This window comes from Enterococcus gallinarum, from assembly GCF_021496385.1.
Taxonomy (GTDB): Bacteria; Bacillota; Bacilli; order Lactobacillales; family Enterococcaceae; genus Enterococcus_D; species Enterococcus_D gallinarum.
In genome coordinates this window covers 3337266-3361198 of record NZ_CP050816.1, presented here as the reverse complement: position 1 = coordinate 3361198, position 23933 = coordinate 3337266, and the positions used below count along the sequence as shown (strand labels likewise).

The 23933-nt window shown below is 41.0% G+C and carries 24 protein-coding genes and 1 tRNA gene; 19 read left to right on the top strand and 6 right to left on the bottom strand.

Annotated elements, in window-relative coordinates:
* Window positions 1-518: 518 nt before the first annotated feature.
* Window positions 519-591: transfer RNA gene (locus tag HED61_RS16250), tRNA-Lys, on the bottom strand.
* A gap of 282 nt (window positions 592-873) precedes the next feature.
* On the opposite strand from HED61_RS16250, the gene HED61_RS16245 reads away from it, so the two are divergent.
* From HED61_RS16245 to HED61_RS16210, 8 genes are all read left to right on the top strand, one after another.
* Complete coding sequence (locus tag HED61_RS16245) at window positions 874-1440, top strand: DUF1836 domain-containing protein (protein WP_005471696.1); 567 nt, start codon at window positions 874-876, stop codon at window positions 1438-1440.
* Entirely contained in the window at window positions 1433-2302 is an 870-nt protein-coding gene (locus tag HED61_RS16240) for a DegV family protein (protein ID WP_060813633.1), read from the top strand. The genes HED61_RS16245 and HED61_RS16240 overlap by 8 nt, the downstream gene beginning before the upstream one ends.
* Before the next feature lie 379 nt (window positions 2303-2681).
* Window positions 2682-2969 carry a DUF1905 domain-containing protein gene (locus HED61_RS16235; RefSeq protein ID WP_003127432.1) on the top strand — a complete coding sequence of 96 codons (288 nt, stop codon included), beginning with the start codon at window positions 2682-2684 and terminating at the stop codon, window positions 2967-2969.
* Between the two features lie 156 nt (window positions 2970-3125).
* Window positions 3126-3830, top strand: coding sequence for a response regulator YycF (gene yycF / locus HED61_RS16230; protein WP_005471699.1), 705 nt, complete (start codon window positions 3126-3128; stop codon window positions 3828-3830).
* A gap of 3 nt (window positions 3831-3833) precedes the next feature.
* Window positions 3834-5675: a cell wall metabolism sensor histidine kinase WalK gene (gene walK / locus HED61_RS16225; RefSeq protein ID WP_219645065.1), complete on the top strand. Its 1842-nt coding sequence runs from the start codon at window positions 3834-3836 to the stop codon at window positions 5673-5675.
* Window positions 5672-6976, top strand: a complete 1305-nt coding sequence (locus HED61_RS16220; RefSeq protein ID WP_103300599.1) for a YycH family regulatory protein — start codon at window positions 5672-5674, stop codon at window positions 6974-6976. The genes walK and HED61_RS16220 overlap by 4 nt, the downstream gene beginning before the upstream one ends.
* Window positions 6977-7831 carry a two-component system regulatory protein YycI gene (locus HED61_RS16215; protein WP_060813631.1) on the top strand — a complete coding sequence of 285 codons (855 nt, stop codon included), beginning with the start codon at window positions 6977-6979 and terminating at the stop codon, window positions 7829-7831.
* Between the two features lie 53 nt (window positions 7832-7884).
* On the top strand, window positions 7885-8691 hold the full coding sequence (locus HED61_RS16210; RefSeq protein ID WP_003127437.1) for an MBL fold metallo-hydrolase: 807 nt from the start codon (window positions 7885-7887) through the stop codon (window positions 8689-8691).
* A 132-nt stretch (window positions 8692-8823) separates the two neighbouring features.
* On the opposite strand, the gene HED61_RS16205 is transcribed toward HED61_RS16210, so the two are convergent.
* Complete coding sequence (locus HED61_RS16205; RefSeq protein ID WP_103300600.1) at window positions 8824-9468, bottom strand: CPBP family intramembrane glutamic endopeptidase; 645 nt, start codon at window positions 9466-9468, stop codon at window positions 8824-8826.
* Window positions 9469-9700: 232 nt separating this feature from the next.
* On the opposite strand from HED61_RS16205, the gene groES reads away from it, so the two are divergent.
* Both groES and groL read left to right on the top strand, forming a co-directional pair.
* Window positions 9701-9985, top strand: a complete 285-nt coding sequence (gene groES, locus HED61_RS16200) for a co-chaperone GroES (RefSeq protein WP_003127440.1) — start codon at window positions 9701-9703, stop codon at window positions 9983-9985.
* Window positions 9986-10013: 28 nt separating this feature from the next.
* Entirely contained in the window at window positions 10014-11642 is a 1629-nt protein-coding gene (gene groL, locus HED61_RS16195) for a chaperonin GroEL (protein WP_060813629.1), read from the top strand.
* Window positions 11643-12037: 395 nt separating this feature from the next.
* On the opposite strand, the gene HED61_RS16190 is transcribed toward groL, so the two are convergent.
* A complete protein-coding gene (locus HED61_RS16190; RefSeq protein ID WP_060813628.1) occupies window positions 12038-12289 on the bottom strand; it encodes a helix-turn-helix domain-containing protein in 252 nt (83 codons plus the stop codon).
* A gap of 187 nt (window positions 12290-12476) precedes the next feature.
* Here HED61_RS16190 and HED61_RS16185 point away from each other — a divergent pair, with 187 nt between their 5' ends.
* The gene (locus HED61_RS16185; protein WP_003127443.1) at window positions 12477-12749 is read left to right on the top strand and encodes a hypothetical protein; all 273 of its coding nucleotides are present in this window, start codon (window positions 12477-12479) and stop codon (window positions 12747-12749) included.
* 10 nt (window positions 12750-12759) lie between these two features.
* Window positions 12760-13695: a LacI family DNA-binding transcriptional regulator gene (locus tag HED61_RS16180; RefSeq protein WP_005471706.1), complete on the top strand. Its 936-nt coding sequence runs from the start codon at window positions 12760-12762 to the stop codon at window positions 13693-13695.
* Window positions 13696-13722: 27 nt separating this feature from the next.
* Here the strand turns inward: HED61_RS16180 and HED61_RS16175 are convergent, their stop codons facing one another.
* The gene (locus tag HED61_RS16175) at window positions 13723-14484 is read right to left on the bottom strand and encodes a MerR family transcriptional regulator (RefSeq protein WP_003127445.1); all 762 of its coding nucleotides are present in this window, start codon (window positions 14482-14484) and stop codon (window positions 13723-13725) included.
* Window positions 14485-14596: 112 nt separating this feature from the next.
* On the opposite strand from HED61_RS16175, the gene HED61_RS16170 reads away from it, so the two are divergent.
* The 5 genes from HED61_RS16170 to HED61_RS16150 all read left to right on the top strand — a co-directional run bounded on the left by HED61_RS16170 (window position 14597) and on the right by HED61_RS16150 (window position 20453).
* The gene (locus tag HED61_RS16170; RefSeq protein WP_219645066.1) at window positions 14597-15475 is read left to right on the top strand and encodes an HAD-IIB family hydrolase; all 879 of its coding nucleotides are present in this window, start codon (window positions 14597-14599) and stop codon (window positions 15473-15475) included.
* Window positions 15462-15812 carry a DUF1827 family protein gene (locus tag HED61_RS16165; protein WP_005471710.1) on the top strand — a complete coding sequence of 117 codons (351 nt, stop codon included), beginning with the start codon at window positions 15462-15464 and terminating at the stop codon, window positions 15810-15812. Before HED61_RS16170 ends, HED61_RS16165 begins: the two co-directional genes overlap by 14 nt.
* Before the next feature lie 200 nt (window positions 15813-16012).
* On the top strand, window positions 16013-17479 hold the full coding sequence (locus tag HED61_RS16160) for a nicotinate phosphoribosyltransferase (RefSeq protein WP_003127448.1): 1467 nt from the start codon (window positions 16013-16015) through the stop codon (window positions 17477-17479).
* Between the two features lie 51 nt (window positions 17480-17530).
* Complete coding sequence (nadE, locus tag HED61_RS16155; RefSeq protein ID WP_060813626.1) at window positions 17531-18355, top strand: ammonia-dependent NAD(+) synthetase; 825 nt, start codon at window positions 17531-17533, stop codon at window positions 18353-18355.
* A 268-nt stretch (window positions 18356-18623) separates the two neighbouring features.
* A complete protein-coding gene (locus HED61_RS16150) occupies window positions 18624-20453 on the top strand; it encodes an LTA synthase family protein (protein ID WP_167757150.1) in 1830 nt (609 codons plus the stop codon).
* A 192-nt stretch (window positions 20454-20645) separates the two neighbouring features.
* Here the strand turns inward: HED61_RS16150 and HED61_RS16145 are convergent, their stop codons facing one another.
* Both HED61_RS16145 and nrdI read right to left on the bottom strand, forming a co-directional pair.
* On the bottom strand, window positions 20646-22292 hold the full coding sequence (locus HED61_RS16145) for a MutS-related protein (RefSeq protein WP_081131199.1): 1647 nt from the start codon (window positions 22290-22292) through the stop codon (window positions 20646-20648).
* A gap of 54 nt (window positions 22293-22346) precedes the next feature.
* Window positions 22347-22784: a class Ib ribonucleoside-diphosphate reductase assembly flavoprotein NrdI gene (gene nrdI, locus HED61_RS16140; protein WP_103300604.1), complete on the bottom strand. Its 438-nt coding sequence runs from the start codon at window positions 22782-22784 to the stop codon at window positions 22347-22349.
* A gap of 112 nt (window positions 22785-22896) precedes the next feature.
* Here nrdI and gloA2 point away from each other — a divergent pair, with 112 nt between their 5' ends.
* Both gloA2 and HED61_RS16130 read left to right on the top strand, forming a co-directional pair.
* Window positions 22897-23274: an SMU1112c/YaeR family gloxylase I-like metalloprotein gene (gene gloA2 / locus HED61_RS16135; protein WP_060813623.1), complete on the top strand. Its 378-nt coding sequence runs from the start codon at window positions 22897-22899 to the stop codon at window positions 23272-23274.
* A gap of 92 nt (window positions 23275-23366) precedes the next feature.
* Window positions 23367-23933, top strand: a complete 567-nt coding sequence (locus tag HED61_RS16130) for a GNAT family N-acetyltransferase (protein WP_005471718.1) — start codon at window positions 23367-23369, stop codon at window positions 23931-23933.

The window sequence follows — 23933 nt, the reverse complement described above, 5'->3', positions numbered from 1 at the left end:
GCATTTTTTGCGTATTTTTTTAAGTTTGCTAGTATCAGTGTATGATTCAAAAACAATGGGTAGATGGAAGTGAAGAACGAGAAGAATTGTTCGTGATAATAAAGAATAGAAGTGCGTTTTCTTATTTTGAGAACGTACTTTTTTTGTGGATGAATTTAAAACAGCGATTCATTGTTGAGATAATGAAAAAAGAATTGACTTAGAGAACTAGATTTAGGGAAATTGACTTCATTTTCTAGTTCTAAATGACAAGAAAATAAACAACTTGAGGAAGATAAAGGGATGTATTTTGAAGAAAGAGTCACTCAGAATATGACGCAAGTATCCAATTTTTAGCAAAACCACGACTACTGTAAGGATACCGATGTAATCATTCTGCTAGTAATAAAGAAAGGACAAACATTCAATGCCTTTTTACGCGAGCATAAAAAAGAAACAAAAAAATGAGACTACGCACATTCTTTTCTAAACGCTCGAAAGCGCCAAGAATGTACTAGTCTCGTGGGTTTGGCACCCAATGGGCCGTGAGGGGCTCGAACCCGCGACCCGCTGATTAAGAGTCAGCTGCTCTACCAACTGAGCTAACGGCCCGTATCAAAATTACTTTATTATCTTAGCACTCCGACTTTTAAAAATCAATCGTTCTGTTAAAAAAAATCCGTTTTTTTATCTTTCGTTTCAAAAGAAGACTACCCATAGAGTACATACTCCGTAATACTTATCCCCTTCAAAAATCAAATTCTTTTGTTTTCCTAAATTTTGAGCAGAGGACTACAATCCAATACCAGTATATGGTAAAATTTATCTAGTTATCAAAACCAGATAAAAAGTTTTTGATAAACCAATATTCTGCTATTTAAGATGGAGAAGATTATGGAAAAATTACGTTCAGATTTGTTTGATTGGAGCGAGTCGCTGAATTCCTTTCATTTACCGCGGTGGGAAGAGCTGCCAACTTTGGAACTGTATATGGATCAAGTCATTACGTTGATCGATCAGTACTTGTCGCCGGTAATCCAGTCGGAAAAACATTCACTGCTGACATCATCAATGGTCAATAATTACGTCAAAAAAGGGATGATCCCACCCCCAGAGAAAAAACGGTATAACCAAAAACATTTGGCATTTTTGATTGCCATTACGATGTTGAAGCAAGTGTTGACAATCCCAGAAATCAAGACGGGAATATTGTTTCAAGGAAAAGTAGTCGGGATACGAAATGCGTACAATTTATTTTGTGAAGAACAGGAAAAAGCCATTTGGACAGTCTGCCAAGAGGCAGCAGGGTCAAAAGAAGCGGTGTCTACCGATCCGATTCCAGTAGAACTGATCGCGATCAAAGGGGCGACCCGTTCGTTTGCAAATAAATTATTGGCAGAAAAAACGATTGAACTAGAAGTAAATTACTTGGAAACGCACAAAGGAGAATCCCATGAATAAAGAGAAAATTGCCCTGCTTGTCGACTCGGGAACCGATGTCCCGGCAGAAATCATGTCACAATATGGTATGTATATGTTGCCATTGCAGATCATATACAAGGATCGGACGTATACGGATAAAGTGGATATTACAGCTGAAGAGATCTATCAACGATTGCCGCAAGAAATTCCTAGTACGTCATTGCCCGATGGCGAAACCATCAACAAGATATTTGATCGGATCAAAGCCGATGGCTATGAACAAGTTCTGGCAGTCACCATCTCTAGTGGGTTGAGCGGTACTTATAATGTTGTTCGCTTGATGGGAGAACAACGGAATGACTTGGATATTTTTGTTTTAGATACGAAAAATATCGGGATTGGTGCTGGATTACAAGCGATTAGAGCCGCTGAGTTGCTGAATGAGGGAATCACATGGCAAGAGCTCAAAGAACAGCTGCTACAAGAAGTTGTCCGAAATAAGGTCTTTTTCAATGTAGCGACATTGGAGTACTTGCAAAAAGGCGGCCGAATTGGTTTGGTTGCTTCAATTCTCGGAAATGCCTTGAAATTGAATCCAATCATTTCTTGTAATGACGAAGGGATTTATTACACAGTAGCGAAATCACGAGGACGTAAAAAGAGTTTGGACAAGACCGTTGAACTGGTGAAACAGTACATTGGAAATCACAAACAATTTCGCCTAGCCGTGGCCCAGGGGGATGCGTTGGCAGAAGCTAAAGAAATGAAAACTCGTCTTGAACAAGAATTTCCTCAAGTGAAAGAAATTTTCTTTGGACAGATTTCACCGGCACTGGTTGTGCATACAGGACCTGGATTATTAGGCGTCGGAGTGCAGCTGTTAGACGAAACGGGGATTTGATCGAGTGACTGTGATCGTTTTCTAAGAGCCGCTCACAATCATTCATTAATGAATGTTAAAAGGTATGAAAGTTGTCTTTTCAACTTTCATACCTTTTTTTGTGCCGATGAGTGAAAAGAAGCCTGTTTCTCTAGAGATGCCGCAATGGTCAGTGACCTGAAGGGTTTGGCTCTCTTTTGCTCTTCGATGCTCTCCTTTGCGCCTACTTACTCCTATTTACACCTAAGTTATTTTCGTTGAACAAAACAAGCAGTATAATGATTTCATAGAACAAAGCAACAGTTCTCCAAGGAGACGGATGCTTACAGATGGAGTTTTATGCTATCCGGATTACTTAAGGCAGTATCTTGAGTTGTTTATGAAAAAGGAGTGAGTGACAATGAAAGAATATGTTTTTGAATCAACAATTTATTCTTCTGAGATTGGTAAAGGTGGAGCATACGTGATTTTTCCTTACGATTTGCGGGCTGAATGGAATAAAGGGCGGCTGAAAGTTCAGGCAACATTTGATGGCGTTGACTATCAAGGAAGTATCGTCAATATGGGGTTGAAAAATCAAGACGGAAGTATTTGTTATATTTTAGGAATCAAGAAAGAGATTCGCAAACAGATCAAAAAAGACATTGGCGATACTGTAAAAGTTGTTGTGAAACCTATTACGGAATGAATAAGTTAGCAATCATGAGTGTGAAAAAGAAAGAACATCGATACAAAATTTTCTTAAGAATAAGCATAGATCAAGGCTAAGATTTGAGGAAAGATGAAAACACATCCTAAATCATGTATAATAAGTAGGAAAGAATAAAAAATGAGGTGACATTTTTTGAAAAAGATCCTAGTCGTGGACGATGAAAAACCGATCTCGGACATCGTCAAATTCAATTTGACAAAAGAAGGCTACGAAGTATATACAGCTTATGATGGTGAAGAAGCATTAGAAAAAGTGGCAGAAGTTGAACCGGATCTGATTTTATTAGATTTGATGCTGCCGAAAATGGATGGATTAGAAGTGGCACGTGAAGTTCGAAAAAATCACGATATGCCGATCATTATGGTTACCGCCAAAGATTCTGAGATCGACAAAGTGTTAGGACTGGAATTGGGTGCCGATGATTACGTGACTAAGCCCTTCTCCAACCGTGAATTAGTAGCTCGTGTCAAAGCTAATTTACGTCGCGGTTCTGCTTCGGCGAAAGAAGCAGAAGAAGCACCGAATGCAGAATTGACGATCGGTGATTTGACGATCCATCCAGATGCGTACATGGTAACTAAAAATGGCGAAGCAATCGAATTGACCCATCGTGAATTTGAACTAATGCACTATCTAGCGAAACACTTAGGTCAAGTCATGACACGGGAACATTTGCTGCAAACCGTCTGGGGATATGATTACTTTGGTGATGTGCGGACTGTCGACGTTACCGTTCGCCGTTTACGGGAAAAAATCGAAGATAGCCCAAGTCATCCGAATTATTTGGTCACTCGTCGCGGAGTCGGCTATTACTTGCGGAACCCTGAACAGGAATAAGCTATGAAAAATAAGATTCGCTTTTTTCGATCAGTGAACTTCAAAATCGCCCTGACTTTTATCTTGATCTTATTGATTTCGATCCAGATTATCGGGGCGTATTTTATTCGCGAATTAGAGAAAACAACGATCGATGCCTTTAAGCGCGACATGGAGGCAAGAGCTAGCACGTTGGTCGTTACTCTAGGTTCAGAACTTAGTCGAATGGACGCCGAAGACAGCCTCGATTGGGATGCAATGAATTCTTCTTTGAACCGGATCCTTTCCAGTACCAACTCTTCTGAGATTTTAGAGATGCGGGTCGTAGATGAACAAGGAATCATTCGGGCAACCACCAATATCAATGATCGAGGTTCAGTGGGTGAAAAAAACGATTACCGAGATTATGATACGAACCGTAGTGAAGTGTTGTATGACGAATCGACAGGACAGCGGGTCTACAACATTGTCCAATCGATCCAGTCGCCTACAGGGGATACGGTTTTAGGTACATTGTACCTGCGAAGCAATCTGGAACAGAAATACAGTGAAGTCAGTGATACTGCCGTGATTTTTGTGACGGCTTCTTTAATTGCTGCAGCGATCTCGATTGTTGTTGCCCTACTTGTTTCCCGATCCATCACTCAGCCGATTGGGGAAATGCGGGAACAAGCCATTCGGATTGCCAAAGGGGATTATAGCCGCAAAGTAGCAGTTCATGGCCAAGACGAACTGGGACAGCTGGCTGAAACATTCAATCAGCTAGGAGAACGTATCGAAGAAACACAAGAAGCAATGGAGTCGGAACGAAATCGACTAGATAGTGTCCTCTCCCACATGACCGATGGCGTCGTAGCGACTGACCGCCGTGGGAAAGTCATTACGATCAATGAGATGGCGATGTCGTTATTGAATGTTACTTCTGAAGAAGCAGTCGGTCAATCGATTCTGACTCTGCTCCAAATCGATGAAGAATACACCTTACGTAAACTGCTAGAAAGTCCTGATGAAATGCTGATCGAACGGCCGAACAATGACATCGTTGGAACGAATTTGATTTTACGAATCGACTTTTCAATGATTCGCCGTGAGTCTGGATTTATTTCTGGTTTAGTAGCGGTGATGCATGATGTTACAGAACAAGAGAAAAATGAACAAGAGCGGCGAGAGTTTGTATCCAATGTGTCTCACGAATTGCGAACACCTTTGACCAGTATGCGCAGCTATATTGAAGCGTTGAGCGAAGGGGCTTGGCAAGATCCAGAAATCGCACCGAACTTCTTGAAAGTGACATTAGATGAAACGGATCGGATGATTCGAATGATCAATGACCTACTGAGTCTTTCACGAATGGACAGTGGCAATGCGCAACTGCAATTGGAATACATCAATTTCAATGAGTTGGTCAGCTTTGTATTGGATCGATTTGATATGATGGTGACGAATGAGAACAAAAAATATGTGATTCGTCGTGAATTCACCAAACGTGAACTTTGGGTCGAAGTCGATACGGATAAGATGATTCAAGTGATCGACAATATTATGAACAATGCTATCAAATATTCACCTGATGGCGGTGTGATCACAGTCAAATTGATGGAAACCCATAACAATATCGTTTTGAGTATCAATGATCAAGGCCTAGGCATCCCTAAAAAGGATCTTACCAAAATCTTTGACCGCTTTTACCGTGTTGACAAAGCCCGCGCCCGGCAACAAGGTGGTACTGGTTTAGGATTAGCCATTTCCCGCGAAGTGATCAAATCTCATGGAGGAGCCATTTGGGCAGAAAGCCGAGAAAACCGCGGTTCAACATTTTATATCATGTTGCCATATGAACCGTATGAGGAGGATTGGTGGGAATGAAAGTCTCAGAAAAAATGATTCGTTTAGGTCTGATCGTTATGGTTGCCCTAAGCTTTTACTTTTCCTACATGATTTGGCTGAATCCCACCGGTTACGATCGTTCAGTCGAACAAGCTACAGATACAGTCAATACGAGTATTCAGACCTACAAACAAAAAAGTGACTTATTTTTGCCATTGTATTTAACCTGGATCCACCAAGATGAAGTCAAGGAAACCAATTCTGAAACGTTGATTCGTGATGTTCAGGGACTGCTCTCGGATGCTCAAGTCAATGATCTGACGGTACAAAATTATGATTCCAAGTCTTTTTCAGAGGCAGCAACATTGGATGAGGGAGTGACGTTGGCGTATTACACGCCGTTCTTACTAAATGATTACGCGGAGACCTTTGATGTTGAATTGGCATTAGGTGACAACGAAGCCAACAAAATGGCTTTCTCCCGTATTCAAATCGATTTGAAAGAGAATAAAATCCAGTTTGTGAATTTGGAAGAATCACGGATCATTGAAGGCAAGATTGACTGGGACAAAAATGATGTGAATCGCATTTTGAAAGATAATCCAAGAGAATGGACAGCGATGCGCCAGGAAGAATCAGGAAAAAGCAATCAGTTCTATACACAGGACACGATCAAGCTGAAAAAATACAGCTATGTTTCCTCTTTGCAATCGGCGAATCTCTTTCGAGAAGCATTTTTTACTTCGCCAAAAGATGTCAAAGTCAATGATGATAGTGTGGATACTTATTATTATGAAGGTGGACAGAATATGGCGGTTTTGCATGATGATCAAGTAGTCAAATTTGAAACCACTGTTTCAGAAAGTGATGAAACGGATCTGTTTATGCAAAGTGCGGACTATATTCGTCGTTTGGGCAACAATTTCGGAACGATACGCTTTTTTGATCGGTTGAGCAATCAACTAGATTATCGTATTTTTGTAGAAGGGTATCCAGTCTTCAGCAGTGGTGCTCAGGGATTGATGAAAGTAACTTTTTCTAACAGTGGGCAATTAGGGAATCGAGAGATGGCAATCGAATCTAGTTTAAATGCGATCCAAGTGCCGATTCCTTCTGAGACCGAGGTGGAGCTGCCTTCAAGCTTAACCGTTCGCAGTGACTTGCTTTCTGCAGGGGCAGAGACGGATCAGCTGCAGCAGATTATTGTTGGCTATCAATGGGGCGACATCAAAGGGGCTTCTGTCGTCGATTTGACACCAACTTGGTATGTAAAGTATAAGAATAACTGGTTCAATTATCAGGAATTAATGGCTAAATTGACAGAAACGGGGGGAGTTTGATTGGATTTCAAGCGAATCGAATGGATTTTTTTCCTAGCGTTTTTGGGGTTGAATGTCTTTTTGTTCAACATTTACAGTGAAGCCCGCAGTGAACAGCAGAACGTTTTGCAGTCAAATCAGACGATCCCGATTGAACAGCGACTAGCCTCAGAAGACATCAAATATTCAGGAGAACTTTCTGACGAGTATTTGAGCGGGTACTATTTAAGTGGTGAACAAACCGATTTGGCTGCTGCTTTGAAAGAAGCGCAAGGGGACAAGCGGTTAGTCGAGGCGACTACTGTCAAAGGGCAGCAGTTGACCCATATTTCTTCCGGAGGATTCTACATTAGTGATGACACACAGGCGGAAAAGACGGTCAATGAATACCTTCAGCGAAAAGATCAAGTTCTCTATGGAGAGGAATATCACTATATGAAGAACTTGTCGCTATTAGATCAAGAATACCCAACCATTGTTGCCAGTCAGTCCTATGAAAATATCCCGTTCAATGACAGCTCAAGCCGAATCGATATGACTTTAGAATCGTCAGATAAACTGTTGCAGATCGCTAAGTATACTCAGACCCACATTTCCAATATCACCCCGTTGCGGGAGAAAATGACTCTCTATTCAGAGAAAGAAGCCGTCAACACGCTTTATTTGAATAATAAGTTGCCTAGTCATTCTAAGATATTATGGACAGAGCTGGCTTACACAAGGATTTTGATTGTTGGTGATCGGAATGTGTACATTCCGGCTTGGTTCGTTGCTGTCAAAGCAGATGCGGATGAAAATATTCAGATCGAAACTGTCAATGCCTTTAGTAATCGAATCATTACAAACAATGCAGTACAAAAAGTAGAAAATCCATAGAAAAATAGGTATAATGGAACTCGTTGAAAGTAAGAGAGAGGAAGACAGAAACAATGATGAAGGAAAGTGCCTTTCAAGTAAGCATTTTAGCTAGCGGAAGTTCAGGAAATTCGTTATATATCGAGAGCAATAAAAAACGAATCCTGGTGGACGCAGGACTGAGCGGCAAAAAGATCACTTCATTATTGGATGAAGTTGGACGCAAGCCAGAGGATCTGGATGCTATTTTAGTCACGCATGAGCATCGTGACCATATCCACGGCGTAGGGGTCTTGGCTCGCAAATACAAGTTGGATGTCTACGCCAACACGAAAACATGGCAGGCGATGGACAATATGGTAGGCAATATTGCGGTTGAACAAAAACATGTTTTTGAGATGGGAAAAGTTTTGACGATGGGAGATATGGACATCGAAAGTTTTGGCGTTTCCCATGATGCGGCAGCACCGCAGTTCTATCGGTTCCATAAAGATGGCAAATCTTTTGTGATGTTGACTGATACTGGTTACTGCAGTGATCATGTCCGGGGGATTATCAAAGGAGCCGATGCGTATCTGGTCGAAAGCAACCATGATTTAGAAATGTTGCGGATGGGTCCATATCCATGGAGCCTCAAGCAGCGTATTCTCGGGGATCGTGGGCACCTCTCCAATGAAGATGGGGCATTAGTCATGGCAGACATATTGACGGATAATACGAAGCGCGTCTATTTAGGGCATTTGAGCAAAGAAAACAATCTAAAAGAATTGGCCCATCTAACCATGGTCAATACGATGAAAGAACACGACTTAGGTGTCGGTGAAGCCTTTGAGGTTTATGACACTGATCCAGATAAAGCGACCGAATTATTCAGTATTTGAGGATGATTGGCTAGCAAGTTTTTGTAGAAAAGCAATAGCGATTGAATGCAGACAGTTTTTACAAAGCTAGAAATTTATCTTATAAAAAAACGATGTTGAAATTTTTCAACATCGTTTTTTTGTTTTTAGTGCTTAGGGCACATTGATATAGCCGGCATGAACCAATAGTTGAATGATAATAACTAGTGTATTCATTCCCACGTGGGTAATCATGGATGTCCAGATACGCCCTGTCAACGCATAGAGTCCAGAGAAAAAGAGACCCAATAGAATATACACCAATAGATGATTGTCGCTGTGGGCAAAGGCAAAGGCAACAGCGCTGACAATGACACCAACCCAGATATTTGAATATTTCGCAATGATTCCCACAAGGGCACGGCGAAATACAAATTCTTCCATGATAGGCCCGCCGACCATAGCGGCAAGGGCAAAAATCGGATTTTGCAGAATGATAGAGATAATATTTTCTGTATTTTCCGATGCCGCTACTTCGCCAAATAGCGACTCGATAAAGACAGCGAAGTTTTGCAAAAGAATGGCAGCAATGATTCCTGTTAGACCATAAATAATAATAGCCGATACTTTTGGCTCCTTACGTTCAAACGATAAGGGTTCATTTTGTTTGAAATAAAGAAAAATCATCAAGATTGCGCCGACGATATACGAAACAGTCGTTGCAGGGATCGTGGCACCACTAGATATAAAAGCGACAGGAATAAAAAATGCGACCCCATAAATCAAAATCGTCGATAGTGCGTATTTTTTTAGAGACATAAGTGAAATCATCACACTCCTTTTTTTCTATTATAGACTACTGACTCATTAGAAACAAAATTTTTCCCTAGGTTTTTGCAGTATGGATCGATAAAAAGAAAAAGCCAAAATAAATTTAATCAAAAGGCTTGCAAAAAAAACAGAAAATGAGTAATATTAATTTTGTGAGTTAGCACTCTATGTGTGAGAGTGCTAATAGAAAATCTATCAAATACAATTGGAGGGATTTATCGTGTTAAGACCATTAGGTGATCGCGTGATTATCGAAGTCGCAAAAGAAGAAGAAAAAACTGTGGGAGGGATCGTGCTTGCTTCAGCAGCCAAAGAAAAACCTCAAACAGGAACCGTCATTGCAGTCGGTGAAGGACGCACGCTAGAAAACGGTGAAAAAGCTCCTGTTGCTGTCAACGTGGGCGAACAAGTTATGTTCGAAAAATACGCTGGCACAGAAGTGAAATTTGAAGGTAACGAATATTTGATCGTTGCTGCAAAAGACATTATTGCAGTAGTTGAATAAAAAATAATTTAGTTGAGGTGAATGAATCATGGCAAAAGAAATCAAATTTGCAGAAGATGCACGTGCAGCAATGTTGCGCGGGGTAGATAAATTAGCAGATACAGTAAAAGTAACCTTAGGCCCTAAAGGTCGTAACGTCGTTTTAGAAAAATCTTATGGTTCACCATTGATCACAAATGATGGCGTAACGATCGCAAAAGAAATCGAATTAGAAGATCATTTTGAAAATATGGGTGCAAAACTTGTTTCTGAAGTTGCATCTAAAACAAATGACATCGCTGGTGACGGAACGACGACAGCGACATTGCTAACACAAGCGATCGTTCGTGAAGGACTAAAAAACGTGACAGCTGGTGCGAATCCATTAGGCATTCGCCGTGGAATCGAAATGGCAACTAAAGTTGCGGTTGAAGAATTACACAACATTTCTTCCATCGTTGACTCAAAAGAAGCTATTGCACAAGTTGGTGCTGTGTCTTCTGGTAGCGAACAAGTCGGAAAATACATTGCAGACGCGATGGAAAAAGTCGGCAATGACGGTGTGATCACCATTGAAGAATCAAAAGGGATCGAAACAGAATTAGATGTAGTTGAAGGAATGCAGTTCGATCGCGGCTACCTTTCACAATACATGGTCACTGACAATGATAAAATGGAAGCTGCTTTGGAAAATCCATACATCTTGATCACAGACAAAAAAATCTCTAACATTCAAGATATCTTGCCATTGTTAGAACAAATCTTACAACAATCAAAACCATTGTTGATCATCGCTGACGATGTAGACGGCGAAGCATTACCAACATTGGTCTTGAACAAAATCCGCGGAACATTCAATGTCGTAGCAGTTAAAGCTCCAGGCTTTGGTGACCGTCGTAAAGCAATGCTAGAAGACATTGCGATCTTGACTGGCGGTACAGTCATTACTGAAGACTTAGGGTTAGAATTGAAAGATGCGACGATCGACAACTTAGGACAAGCAAGTAAAGTTGTTGTGGACAAAGATAATACAACTATTGTTGAAGGTGCTGGCGACAAATCAGCGATCGATGCTCGTGTGCAATTGATCAAAAATCAAATTGCTGACACAACGTCTGATTTTGACCGCGAAAAATTACAAGAACGCCTAGCGAAATTAGCAGGCGGTGTTGCAGTCATCAAAGTGGGTGCACCAACTGAAACAGAATTAAAAGAATTGAAATTACGTATCGAAGACGCATTGAACGCTACGCGTGCAGCGGTTGAAGAAGGTATGGTGTCTGGTGGGGGAACTGCTCTTGTCAATGTCATCAACAAAGTAGCAGCCATCGAAGCAGACGGCGATGCAGCAACCGGTGTGAAAATCGTCTTGCGTGCGTTAGAAGAACCAGTACGTCAAATCGCTGAAAATGCTGGATATGAAGGATCAGTGATCATCGATAAATTGAAACACGCAGATCTTGGCGTTGGTTTCAATGCCGCAACTGGCGAATGGGTAAACATGCTTGAAGCAGGAATCGTTGACCCAACAAAAGTAACACGTTCTGCGTTACAAAATGCCGCTTCTGTAGCCGCATTACTGTTAACAACTGAAGCAGTCGTTGCTGACAAACCAGAACCTGCTGCACCAGCAGCTCCAGCAATGGATCCATCCATGGGCATGGGCGGCATGATGTAATTATACTAAAAGAACCCCTTAGCGAAGGGGTTCTTTTCTTTATGCTTCTATTTCTATGATAGAAAGGAGCAAATACCAATGATCCATTGCTCGTTCATTGGTATTTTGAAATTCCTTATTATTTTGGCATTCACCGCTAACATAGCTCAAAAGAGATACTCCATATTTTTACACCAAATAGGAATTAACTTCATGTTGAATGATTCAGTGAAGAAGTTTATGATCAATCTATCAAATCTATTTCATTTTCATTCTCTTTTTGAGGCACCCACTCTTCCTAGAAGAGTGGGTATTTTTGCTTAAAAAGTAGTCCTTTTACTCAAAATGAACGTGCGCCTTACTAGCTTGATTTTTATTCTAACTAGCAAGGAGCAGTTTCATGTAGCACTTTTTTATCAAGACAGCGGATAGCGCTGCATAATTTCTGTTTGGCCTAAAATGTAATCTACTGACACATCATAAAAGGCAGCAAGATGCAAAATCGTCATAACGTCTGGTAGACGATCACCAGCTTCGTAATCCAAATAGTCTTCCAATGATACATCGATTTGCTGCGATACCTCTTTTTGCGTCAATGCTTGCCCTTCTCGCAAAAATTTGAATCGGCAACGCAATGTATCCAATAAAAAAGCTTCTTCTAATGTCAATTTGCGTTCCTCCTCGAATGGAAAAATGATTGATGACTTCTTTCTCCATTTCTATTGTAACAACATTCTAGAAATAAGCGAAATGATTCACAACCTCAGAAATAAACAAGGAGAAAAAAAGAAAACAAAGTGCTTGCTCTGGTACGCGTTTCATAGATTATTCTATTCATGAAAGGGGCGTATGAAGATGCACACTTATATGGAAGTAAAGGGAAACAATGGAATACAACGCTGCTATGTTGCACTTGAATTTGATGGGATGAACTTGATTCTCACAAAGCCCAAGGGATTTTTTAGAGAAAAGGTCGCACAAATACCGCTTGCAGAAATTGGACACCTGGTACAGGATGAATATTTTGGTGCGCAACGAATCAGTTTCATTCATCAGAATGATTATTACCAATTTTATGAATGTGGGGCAAGTGTGATAGACTATATGAAAGAACAATTATTTGTCTAAGGAGAAGCGCATGGCGAACATTCGGGATATTGCTAAGTTGACCGGTTATTCGGTCTCAACGATTTCACGAGTCATCAATAATAATCCTTATGTGGATGAGCAGAAGCGTCAGGAGATTTTGCGGGTAATGGAACAAGTCAACTATATCCCGAATCATACTGCACGTGTGCTAAGCTCGGGAAAAACGAAGAACATCGGAGTGATTCTCCCATTTGTCAATCATCCGTATTTTGATATCCTTCTAAGCGGGATTACTGCAAGTGCTTTTTCCCGTGGGTATAAGGTGACTTTGTTGCCTACCCGCTATGAACCAGAAATGGAAGAAAAGTACCTGCAGGAATTTGCGGCAAAAGGGTTTGATGCTCTGATTATCACATCGAGAGCAAATCCGCTCGAAAAACTATTGCCCTATCGTGCTTATGGCCGCATCGTTTTTTGTGAAAAGATCGACTCTGTCCAAGATGGATGCACCTATATCGATCGTGAGCAATCCATTCGGGAAGTGTTTGCTTATTTGAAAGAAAATGGTATCGAGCGTATTGGAATTACACTTGGAAGAAGTCGTAAGCTGAGCAGCAATTCGAAGATCACAGTTCGTTTGTGTCAGGAATATTTCCCAGCTTTTACCGAAGAATTGATTTTTTGGGATTGTTTGACGGAAGAAGATGGGCGAGAGGCAGCCGCTTTCTTTGCTGATAAAAATGTCCAAGCGATTTTTACCAATGGGGATCAGGTAGCTGCTGGTATCAAATTGGCTTCTTCCTCCGAACGACTACTTATTGGCAGAGACAATTTATTTATTAGTGAAGTTCTTCAATTGTCAACCATCGACTATCATTTGCATGAATGTGGAGAAATGGCGTTGAAGTTAGCAATCCAGGAAGAACAAGGGTCCATCCGGATTCCTTATACGTTTATCAAACGAAGAGGACTTGAGCACACATAATGCGGCTCAAGTCCTTTTTATTGGTCATTAATCTGCGTAATGAGCGATGACTGCCTGTAAACAGCTGGCTGCGCCTTGGCCTGCTTTTTGATCGTAATAGTCAGTAAAACGTGCATCATGAATGTACATTTCACCTAAACTGCGATGATAATCGGCAGAATAAAATGGCGCTGCAAGCTGCAGCCATTTTTTGTGCAACTGGAAGGCTGTTTTTGCCAAAGAAGAAGTCACGTCAAATGGCTCTTGTACCACTTGTTTCAATGTTTGAATTAGTTCGTTTTCGGTTTGTTCCAATTCTTGGTAGGTTTCAAATGACATGTTCTGCCATTTTTGATTGCTTTGTTCAACGACTTCTTCCCCATAAGCGGCACGGATCTCTTCGCCATAGGTTTCTTCATTGGCTGCGAGTTTTTGTTGTTTAAAATAAGTGAATTTTTCTTTATCTGACATAGTCTGTTCTCCTTCATAATAATTGATTGTTTGGGCTAATGTTGTCAATAAGCGATCAAGCGCTGCTCGTTCCTGAGACAATCGGTTGTAATGAGCAACCAACAGTGTTTGAACATCTTGTTCAGGATCATCTAGCAAATGACGGATTTCTTCTAGTGGGAGGCCAAAGGATTTAAAGTACAAAATCTGTTGCAGACGATCCACTTGCTGTCCCCCATAAATACGATAGCCGGCTGAATTGATCCTTTGTGGTTTTAATAATCCGATTTGATCATAGTAGCGCAATGTACGGCTGCTGACGCCAGAAATTTTAGCCAGTGCTGTTATACTATATTCCAAATTTCTCCCTCCTTATGCTCTCATCATAAAGGTTTACGTAACGTCAATGTCAACAAAAAATTTTTTGCTTCGTCAAATTATGTTATAATTATAGCAAAGAAAGGAAGATTCGATGCAAATAGTTTTTTCCGATATAGACGGGACATTTCAGGAAATGGGTCAGCCTGTCCCTGAAATCAATAAAACAGCGATCAACTATCTGAAAGCACAAGGCGATCATTTTGTTTTTGTGACTGGTCGAGGGTATGATCTGGTAGAAGCACTGATGATAGAAGAAGGAATCTCCTGTGATGTCATCTTTGGCAATGGCGCCGGCTTGAAGTTGGAAGGTCAGGCGCCTGTTTTAGCCAATTGTTTGCCGCTAGCTACCTTAGAAGCGGTGACAGCTATTTTAGAGAAAGAAAATGTTTTTTATTTTCTGCACACCGACCAAGGAGTGATCTGCAAAGATCCTGCGGATTATCAAGAACAATTGACCGCATTGACCAATAAATTAATTACAGATCTCGGTGAGAGAGGGGCGATGATTGCTGAATACAAGCAAGCCTATTTTGTGCATGACTGCATTCATGCACCGGATCTTTTAGCCTACATTCAGGAACGGCCGACGATCAATGTCCTAAAGATCGAACTGATGGAAGCATCGGATGAAAAGATCGAACAGTTGCGTCTATTGCTGCAGACTAAACCAGTCAGTGCGTTTCAGTCGTTTGTTCAGACATTGGAAGTCGTTGATCCCTTAGCAACAAAAGGAGCCGCGATCACGAATTTTATGCAGGCTTTCCCTCATGCAAAGAGTTTTGGGATCGGGGATGGTGAGAATGACTTAGCCATGTTTGAAGTGGTAGATGTCTCTGTTGCAGTAGCCAATGCGAGTGAATCGATCCGTAACGTTTGCGATCGTATGATTCCTAGTGCAGCTGACGGCGGAGTCGGCCAATTTATCATGGATGAACTAATACGAGAGGATGTTGTATATGAAATTGATTGAAACACCAGTCAACCAAAATTTGAATTTGGAGACATTTTATCCGGTCATCTCAAAATTTATTTTTGATAAAGTCGCGATTAAATACTACAAACTTTATTCTCTTGATCGAACCCAGATCATGTATGTGGATACTTTTGACAAGATCACATTGGTTTTGATCAACAATAAAAAGAAGATCAGCCGCGGAGAAGTGGATACAGCGATTCATCGCTTACTAAAAGTTGACCGCAAGGATGTCACTGTAGATGTTAATATCCGTAAAAAGATGGAAGCAGCGGGAGTCAAGTTTGCGAAACCTCGCAAAGATATCATCCTAGTTCAATTAGCAGTTGATTAACCATTAGCAGCCTGTGTTATAAGTTGAAGCAAGACCCAATGATTCGAGTGAAACTGGTGGAATACCCCATCGTATCATGAAGTTTTTCGGTCTTTTTCTAACTTATGGCACAGACTTTTTTTGAGGAAAAAAACAAGAAATACTTTCTTTTTTTATTTTTTTGCTATAATAGGGAGAAGTAAGTATGAGGGAGCAAAACGATGCAAAAATTATTTAAAGATGATAGTTTCACTTTGCATACTGATCTCTATCAGATCAACATGATGCAAACCTATTGGGAATTAGGACGTGCGGATTTGAATGCAGTCTTCGAGTGCTATTTCCGTGACATGCCCTTTGAGAATGGCTATGCTATCTTTGCAGGGTTAGAACGCTTAGTCGATTATTTGAACAATTTGACCTTTTCAGATTCAGATATCGATTATTTAAGAGAAATCGGCGGATATCCGGAGGCTTTCTTGGACTATCTGAAAGAATTCAAATTTGCCTGCACGGTTCGTTCAGCTTTAGAAGGCGATCTCGTCTTCAACAATGAGCCGATCATTCAAGTTGAAGGACCTTTGGCACAAGCTCAATTGATCGAAACAGCCTTATTGAACATGGTTAATTTCCAAACATTGATTGCAACAAAAGCTGCTCGGATCAAGTCTGTGATCGGAGATGATCCCTTATTAGAATTTGGGTCTCGTCGTGCGCAAGAACTGGACGCAGCGATTTGGGGAACTCGTGCGGCTTATATCGGAGGTGCGGGTGCCACAAGTAATGTTCGAGCAGGCAAGATCTTTGGCATCCCTGCAAGCGGGACGCATGCTCATTCTCTTGTGCAATCCTATGGCAATGATTATGATGCCTTTATGGCGTATGCTAAGACGCACAAAGACTGTGTCTTTTTAGTCGATACGTATGATACATTGCGCTTAGGTGTACCAAATGCGATTCGTGTCGCAAAAGAACTAGGGGACCAAATCAACTTTTTAGGAGTACGGATCGATAGTGGAGACATGGCTTATATCTCCAAAAAAGTCCGAGAACAACTAGATGAAGCTGGCTTTACAGAAGCTAAGATCTACGCATCAAATGATTTGGATGAAAGCACGATTCTAAGTCTAAAAATGCAAAAAGCCAAAATCGATGTTTGGGGTGTCGGTACAAAGTTGATCACCGCCTATGATCAACCGGCATTGGGAGCCGTTTATAAACTGGTTTCGATCGAAAACGAACAAGGCGAAATGATCGATACGATCAAATTATCCGGTAATGCTGAAAAAGTTTCTACACCAGGCAAGAAACAAGTCTGGCGTATCACACGTAAAAAAGACGGCAAGTCTGAAGGGGATTATGTGACTCTTTGGGACGAAAACCCCCAGGAAGAAAAAGAGTTGTTCATGTTCCATCCGGTTCACACCTTTATCAATAAAACAGTGACAGATTTTGATGCTCGGCCTTTGCTGCAAGACATTTTTGTAGAAGGACAGCAAGTCTATCAATTGCCGGATCTTGAACACATCAAAGCCTATGCTACAAATTGTTTGGATTCATTATGGGATGAGTACAAACGAGATTTGAATCCGCAAAAATACCCAGTCGATCTCTCTCAAGAGTGCTGGAATCACAAGATGCGGACCATTGAAAAAGTGCGTACGCAAACCAAAACAGAAATTATTTAATTGGTCCTAGAAAGCTAGGACCAATCTTCAAAAAAATTAGGAGGCGTTTCTATGACATTGCAACAAGAAATCATTCGCGAGTTAGGCGTAGTTCCAACAATTGATGCGAAAGCAGAGATTCGTAATAGCATTGAATTTTTAAAAGCATATCTTCAAAAAAATCCCTTTTTGAAAACTCTTGTTTTAGGGATCAGCGGTGGACAAGATTCAACACTGGCTGGTCGATTGGCTCAGTTGACAATGGAAGAAATGCGCAGTGAGACGAATGATCCCAATTATCAGTTCATTGCGATCCGCTTACCTTATGGAGAACAGGCTGACGAAGAAGATGCCAAAAAAGCCATCGAATTTATCAAACCGGACATTACATTACGAGTGAATATCAAAGCAGCCGTCGATGCGCAAGTGGCAGCCGTCGAAGAAGCTGGCTTACCTGTTTCTGATTTTAATAAAGGCAACATCAAGGCACGTCAGCGGATGATTACTCAATATGCCGTTGCAGGCGAAAAAGCTGGCGCTGTTTTAGGAACAGATCACGCGGCCGAAAACATCACCGGTTTCTTTACAAAATTTGGTGATGGCGGAGCTGACCTCTTGCCGCTATTTCGTTTGAATAAACGTCAAGGACGTCAATTGTTGCAAGAATTAGGAGCGCCGGAAGCACTGTACAAAAAGGTTCCTACTGCTGATTTGGAAGATGGCAAACCAATGATCGCTGACGAAGTAGCACTTGGTGTGACTTATGATGAGATCGATGATTACTTGGAAGGAAAGACCGTTTCACCAAATGCGCAACAAACGATTGAAAATTGGTGGCGCAAAACACAGCATAAACGGCATCTGCCAATATCAATCTTTGACGATTTCTGGAAATAAATCTTTTTTACTCTGTGATAGTTTTTGGTCCATCGCATCTAGGAGAAATTAAATATCCGAACGATTTATGAATGAACCTTCTCTGGAAAGCCTTCGCTGTATCAATCAGCAAGGGCTTCTGGAATTCATAGATTGTTCGGGATTTTTTGTCTTAGTCATAACTCTCGTCAAGGAAGAATGGCAAGAATAAAAAAACAAAACAAGCAAACGGCTCTTTACATTCTAAATCACAAAGCATAAAATACAGGTTATGGTTAGAAAAGGAGGAATGTCCTTCGTGAAAAGAAAGATTCATCCCAATTTGAAGTTGGCAATAAAACTAATCGCTAGTTTTATTCTGATCATCTTTAGTAATCTATACCTACAATGGTGTCAAAACAACCTTTCTGTTGAGCTAGCATTAAAATTTGCTTTTTCTTGGCATACAGAAAAGTTTTTCTTAGCTTGTCTGGTGCTGCTGCTTTTCTACGGATTATTGGCAAGTCTTGCTGGCTCGCTAGGAGTCGGAGCGCTGTTCTATAGTATTGTGATCGGGATCTTGGGTTATGCAAATTACCTCAAGATGGCTTATCGTCAAGAACCAATTTATCCAGATGATTTGAAAATGATTACTCAGTTTGACTTGCTGCATACAATGATCGGAACTGGACCTTTCGTTTTGGCGATGCTTTGTGTGATACTCGCATTGGGAGCAATTATCTGGAGCATTTACCGAAGCCGTAAATTATCAAAAAAGAAACAGATCCTCAGAGGGCTGACAATGCTCGTTTGTACAGTTGGTTTAGTTTATGTTTCGCATTTTAATGACAGCAATAATCTGCTTAGAAAAGCGTATAACCGGACCGCATTATGGATTCCTTATTCACAAAAAATGAATTATTACAATACCGGTTTTATTGGTGGGTTTCTATTCAATCTACGAGTGGAGGCAATGGAGAAACCAGCAGATTATTCTGAAGCTGCGATAAAAGAGATCGCAAAAAAATATACCGCGGAAGCTGCCGAAACAAACAAAACGCGTGACCAAGAAGCGCCAAATATCGTTTATGTCATGAGTGAAAGTTTTTCTGATCCAAGTCATCTAAAAGGACTGACGATCACGGGAGATCCGTTAAAGGATTATTATGCGGTAGCCGATCAAACGATCAGTGGGAAAATGTTGTCGCAAAATTATGGCGGTGGGACTGCAAACATTGAATTTGAAGCATTGACCAGTTTTTCAATGGGGCTGTTGAATCCGCAAATGACCACGCCCTACACGATGTTAGTGCCTAAATTGACACAATTGCCTTCAGTGGTCTCATTCTTGCAAAAACAAGGATATGATGCGACTGCGATCCACCCCTATGATACATCGATGTACAAACGTAAAGATGTCTATGATGTGATGGGTTTCCAAACCTTTTTGGATCAAGACACGATGACTTACACGGACAAGATCGAGAACAATCCTTATATCTCGGATGCTTCTGCTTATAAAGAAGTTCTGTCTCTTTTGTCAGATGAGAAAAAGCCGCAATTCGTTCACTTGGTGACGATGCAGACCCATATGCCTTATGAAGGAAAGTATCAGACATTAAATTATCAAGCCGCAGGCGATGGAAATAGGACTGCTCTTGAAAATTATCTGCAAGATGTTTCTTACAGTAGTACCGCACTAAAAGACTTTATTGAACAATTGAAGCAGCTGAATCGAAGAACAGTAGTCGTTTTCTGGGGGGATCACCTGCCAGGCATCTACTCGGATGCGATTAAAGATCAAAATGATACTGCTGCGCTGCATGAAACGGAATTCTTGATGGTGGATTCTGATGGAACCTTTTCAACTGACACTGTTCCGGTAACGAGTCCCTTTTACTTTGCACCTAACGTGTTGAATGAAAGTCAGCAACCAATCAATGGATTTTATGCGTTGCTGCTAGCACTGCAAGAAAAATTGCCGGCTTTTGAACACGGGCAATATTACCAAGGCGAACAGTGGCGGAGTGAGCTAAGTTTAGATGCAAAATCACGGCAGCTCTATGAAGACTATCAGATGATTCAATATGACATTTTACAAGGAAAACAATATAGTTTACAGACAGATTTATTTGGCTAAGAAAAATTGTCTAACATAAAAAGGCTGTGACAAAAGAAGGATCAAGGAAGAAACACGTTGCTCTTATTCAGAGTAGGCTGGTTTCTTCGCTAAAAGTCTTTCTTTTGTCATAGCCTTTATTTATTGAGCAATCCTAGCGATGTGTTTTAAGCAGCATGTCTTTACTAAGGATCACAGATTTCTTGTAGGTCATTATAGATCTTGCCAAGTCCGTTGCTGATTGAAGTAAGCTGCTTCATTTTCAGCCTGTTCAACGATTGATTTCGGATAACCAAGCACTCGCAGTAGGGCAATCGCATTACGGCTTGTTGAAGGACCTTGTTTGACCTTATAGTCAAAAGAGATACCGTCATCGGCTGTGACTTGTTCAGAAAAATGGATATTGCTGCAGTCATTTTTCAATATTTCAGTCAGTTCAATATCATGAGTCGCAATAAAAGCCAAACTTGGATAACGGCTCAACCAATGAATGATACTAGCAGAAGCAGCGATCCGCTCAATCGTATTGGTTCCCTTCAGTATCTCATCGACAAAGCAATAGCAGCGTTCTTTTTGCTGAACTTGTTCCAACAATCGTTTGATCGACTTGATTTCTGCAACAAAATAGCTATCGCCCTCAAACAAATCGTCTTCGACCGCCATTGAGGTCAACACATGACCAGGTTCCATCGTAAATGATTCAGCAACAGCTGTTTGGATAGTTTGCGCCAATAGACAATTGATAGCGATGCTTTTGACATAGGTCGATTTGCCAGAAGCGTTTGACCCGGTTACCAGTGTATTGGTTTGCCAGTCGACATCATTCATGACAGCTTCAGTCAGAAGGGGATGATAGGTCCCTTTTGCGCTGACCGTTCCTTTTTTGAATTCAGGGATACAAGTGATCGGCATATAGGTACGGAAATTAAGGATCGCGCAAGCAATTTCCAACTTGCCTAACAATTCCCATAATGCGATTGCTTGTTGATTGTATCGAGCCAATAAGGTAACAACGTAATGGTACGAGATAAAAGGCAGCATAAAGATGATATTGATGTATTCAAAAAGCATATCGCCTTCACTGCCATTTTTTGAACGAAAAGAAACGCCGAATCGGGGGATTTTTTTCAGAGGCAGCAGTTCTTTTTTGATTTGCTCTTGTAATGGTGTGGCAAGTTTGGCAATCTTGTTGCCGCAGGCCACTGTCTGAACTAGATAGCGCATACTGTTGAGTTCTGTTTCTAGTGTGGCTTTTTTGATCGAATAGTAAACCGTATTAAAGAGGACGCTTATCAAAATCACTGCAATTCCTGGCAAAAAGCCAAAAGCTATCAAAATCAGCCCAACAATCGGCAAACAGCCCAATAAAATAAAGACAGGCAAGTTGCCAATACTTTCTTTCTTCCCTGATGCCAGATAGTTTTTGGAAAAGTTATTATCCAGTTTCCCAAGTTGGGCAAAGGTATATTGGGTATCTTCGCGAATTTTTGGATTGGCTGCGAAAAAATCAATTAACGCGGTCAGCTGTCGATCCGGCTTAAATTGAAAGTTGCGCAACTGCTGATAGAGAGCTTCAGAACCTACACTGGAGTAAGTACTGTTGATCATTTCAAAAACCTCGAATAAGTCTAAGTCATACCAAGTAATGTCATCGATCTCACTATCATGGGGATAAAAATCTTTCTCTACCATCCAGGCCTTTTTGAGGCTTTCTTCTTTGTCAAAGCGAGGCTGACGGGGGAATTTTCCCCATTCTTGTTTGACGCGACGTCTTAATTTTATTCGGTTCCAAGTATCTAAGCCAATAATAAGTGCACTAACGAACAAGATAATCAAGATAACCATATATTTTGCGTCCATGTTTTTCTCCGTTTCTAGGAGCAAAAGCAGGATCTAGCTCCTGCTCCTTCCAAGTTAATTGATTTTACGCAAGACATCATAAATGCGTGCGATGTCCTGCGTTGTTCCTCGCAGTTCAAAATCAGCTAGAAATGGAATCTGGAACTGTTCAGCATATTGTTTGGCAGTCAGGCAGTATTGATAATTGAAATTTTTGTTGCCGCTGCCGATCACACCGCGACAATAGCGGGCATTATTCGCATAATCAATATACTCCCGCATGGTTTCTGTCAAAATTTCCTGATCCCCATTATCTACGCCGTTGCCGCCTTCAAGATAGGTCGGCACAAACACGACAAAAGGTTCGCTTTCTTCTTCGAAAATGGAATTGTCATCAATTTCTTTGACGGACCATTCTAGAGGATGCGCTGTTGGCTGCTGGGCGGCATAGTCCATTAGTCGTTTGACAAATGCCCGGGTATTTCCTGAGATTGAAATATAAAGTAGTTTCATGTCATCACCTTCCGTATCCAGTATAACAGAATCAAAATAAAATAGAGCAGGTCTTTTGTAGCCAAAGGAAGGAAAAATAGGTAAACTAAGTAGATAGAAAAGGAGTGAGCATATGTTTTCTGAGATGCATCATGTGGCCATTATTGCCAGTGATTACCAACGAGCAAAATCATTTTATGTCGACAAATTAGGATTTAAGGTGATCCGTGAGCACCATCGTCCCGAAAAAAACGATACCAAAATCGATTTGGCTTTTGGCTCATCTGAGATTGAGTTGTTTATCGTGGATCAACCACCTAAACGAGCAAGTTATCCGGAAGCAACCGGCTTACGACACTTGGCTTTTCGAGTAACAAACATTGAGAAAGTGGTAGCAGAACTTGAAACAAAAGGAATTACGTGTGAGCCGATTCGCTTTGACAGCTTTACGAATAAAAAAATGACATTCTTCCAAGACCCAGATGGGTTGCCACTGGAACTACACGAATAGTATCGAGGATTCATTCGAAGCGCAACGACACTTTTTACTTGGGATGACAAGAAAATGCTGTTATTCTGAAGAAAACACAAGGAGGAGAAATCGTGATTCGATTTGCACAAAAAGAAGATCGTTTTGCTATGGCGAAACTTGTTTTAGTCATTTTAAAAGATATGGAATTACCGTTTGTGGCAGAAATAGGAGAAGAAAAAACGCTCGAGATCTTGGCTGAAGCGATGTTAGAGCCTGATTATCGTTATGGTTATACCAGAGGATTGGTCAATGAAATCGATGGACAAGTGGCTGGGGTTGCTTTTGGTTACCCAGATAAAGATGAACCTACCATTGATGAACCGTTAACGAAGATTCTGGAGTCCTACGGTTTGGATAAAGAAATGAAACTGTTCGTTGATCAAGAAACGTTGCAGAACGAATGGTACTTAGATACCATTTGTGTCGATGAAAAATTCCGCGGAAAAGGGGTTGGCTCAGCTTTATTGGCTGCACTGCCAAAAATTGCCCAACGAGATGGCTATACCACAATTGGTTTAAGTGTCGATAAAGCCAATCCACACGCCAAACGACTCTATGAACGTCACGGTTTTCAAGTGGTTGCTGAACGAAAGATCAGTGGTCATCTATATGATCATATGCAAAAAGAAACCAGTTGA

What these genes read in the sequence shown, in the direction of transcription:
- HED61_RS16220 (WP_103300599.1), top strand. Translation starts at nt 5,672, where the DNA reads ATGAAAGTCTCAGAAAAAATGATTCGTTTAGGTCTGATCGTTATGGTT.
- HED61_RS16170 (WP_219645066.1), top strand. Translation starts at nt 14,597, where the DNA reads ATGCAAATAGTTTTTTCCGATATAGACGGGACATTTCAGGAAATGGGT.
- gloA2 (WP_060813623.1), top strand. Translation starts at nt 22,897, where the DNA reads ATGTTTTCTGAGATGCATCATGTGGCCATTATTGCCAGTGATTACCAA.
- HED61_RS16235 (WP_003127432.1), top strand. Translation starts at nt 2,682, where the DNA reads ATGAAAGAATATGTTTTTGAATCAACAATTTATTCTTCTGAGATTGGT.
- HED61_RS16240 (WP_060813633.1), top strand. Translation starts at nt 1,433, where the DNA reads ATGAATAAAGAGAAAATTGCCCTGCTTGTCGACTCGGGAACCGATGTC.
- walK (WP_219645065.1), top strand. Translation starts at nt 3,834, where the DNA reads ATGAAAAATAAGATTCGCTTTTTTCGATCAGTGAACTTCAAAATCGCC.
- HED61_RS16160 (WP_003127448.1), top strand. Translation starts at nt 16,013, where the DNA reads ATGCAAAAATTATTTAAAGATGATAGTTTCACTTTGCATACTGATCTC.
- HED61_RS16145 (WP_081131199.1), bottom strand. Translation starts at nt 22,292, where the DNA reads ATGGACGCAAAATATATGGTTATCTTGATTATCTTGTTCGTTAGTGCA.
- HED61_RS16180 (WP_005471706.1), top strand. Translation starts at nt 12,760, where the DNA reads ATGGCGAACATTCGGGATATTGCTAAGTTGACCGGTTATTCGGTCTCA.
- HED61_RS16245 (WP_005471696.1), top strand. Translation starts at nt 874, where the DNA reads ATGGAAAAATTACGTTCAGATTTGTTTGATTGGAGCGAGTCGCTGAAT.
- HED61_RS16210 (WP_003127437.1), top strand. Translation starts at nt 7,885, where the DNA reads ATGATGAAGGAAAGTGCCTTTCAAGTAAGCATTTTAGCTAGCGGAAGT.
- HED61_RS16165 (WP_005471710.1), top strand. Translation starts at nt 15,462, where the DNA reads ATGAAATTGATTGAAACACCAGTCAACCAAAATTTGAATTTGGAGACA.
- HED61_RS16150 (WP_167757150.1), top strand. Translation starts at nt 18,624, where the DNA reads ATGTCCTTCGTGAAAAGAAAGATTCATCCCAATTTGAAGTTGGCAATA.
- HED61_RS16205 (WP_103300600.1), bottom strand. Translation starts at nt 9,468, where the DNA reads ATGTCTCTAAAAAAATACGCACTATCGACGATTTTGATTTATGGGGTC.
- nrdI (WP_103300604.1), bottom strand. Translation starts at nt 22,784, where the DNA reads ATGAAACTACTTTATATTTCAATCTCAGGAAATACCCGGGCATTTGTC.
- HED61_RS16185 (WP_003127443.1), top strand. Translation starts at nt 12,477, where the DNA reads ATGCACACTTATATGGAAGTAAAGGGAAACAATGGAATACAACGCTGC.
- groL (WP_060813629.1), top strand. Translation starts at nt 10,014, where the DNA reads ATGGCAAAAGAAATCAAATTTGCAGAAGATGCACGTGCAGCAATGTTG.
- nadE (WP_060813626.1), top strand. Translation starts at nt 17,531, where the DNA reads ATGACATTGCAACAAGAAATCATTCGCGAGTTAGGCGTAGTTCCAACA.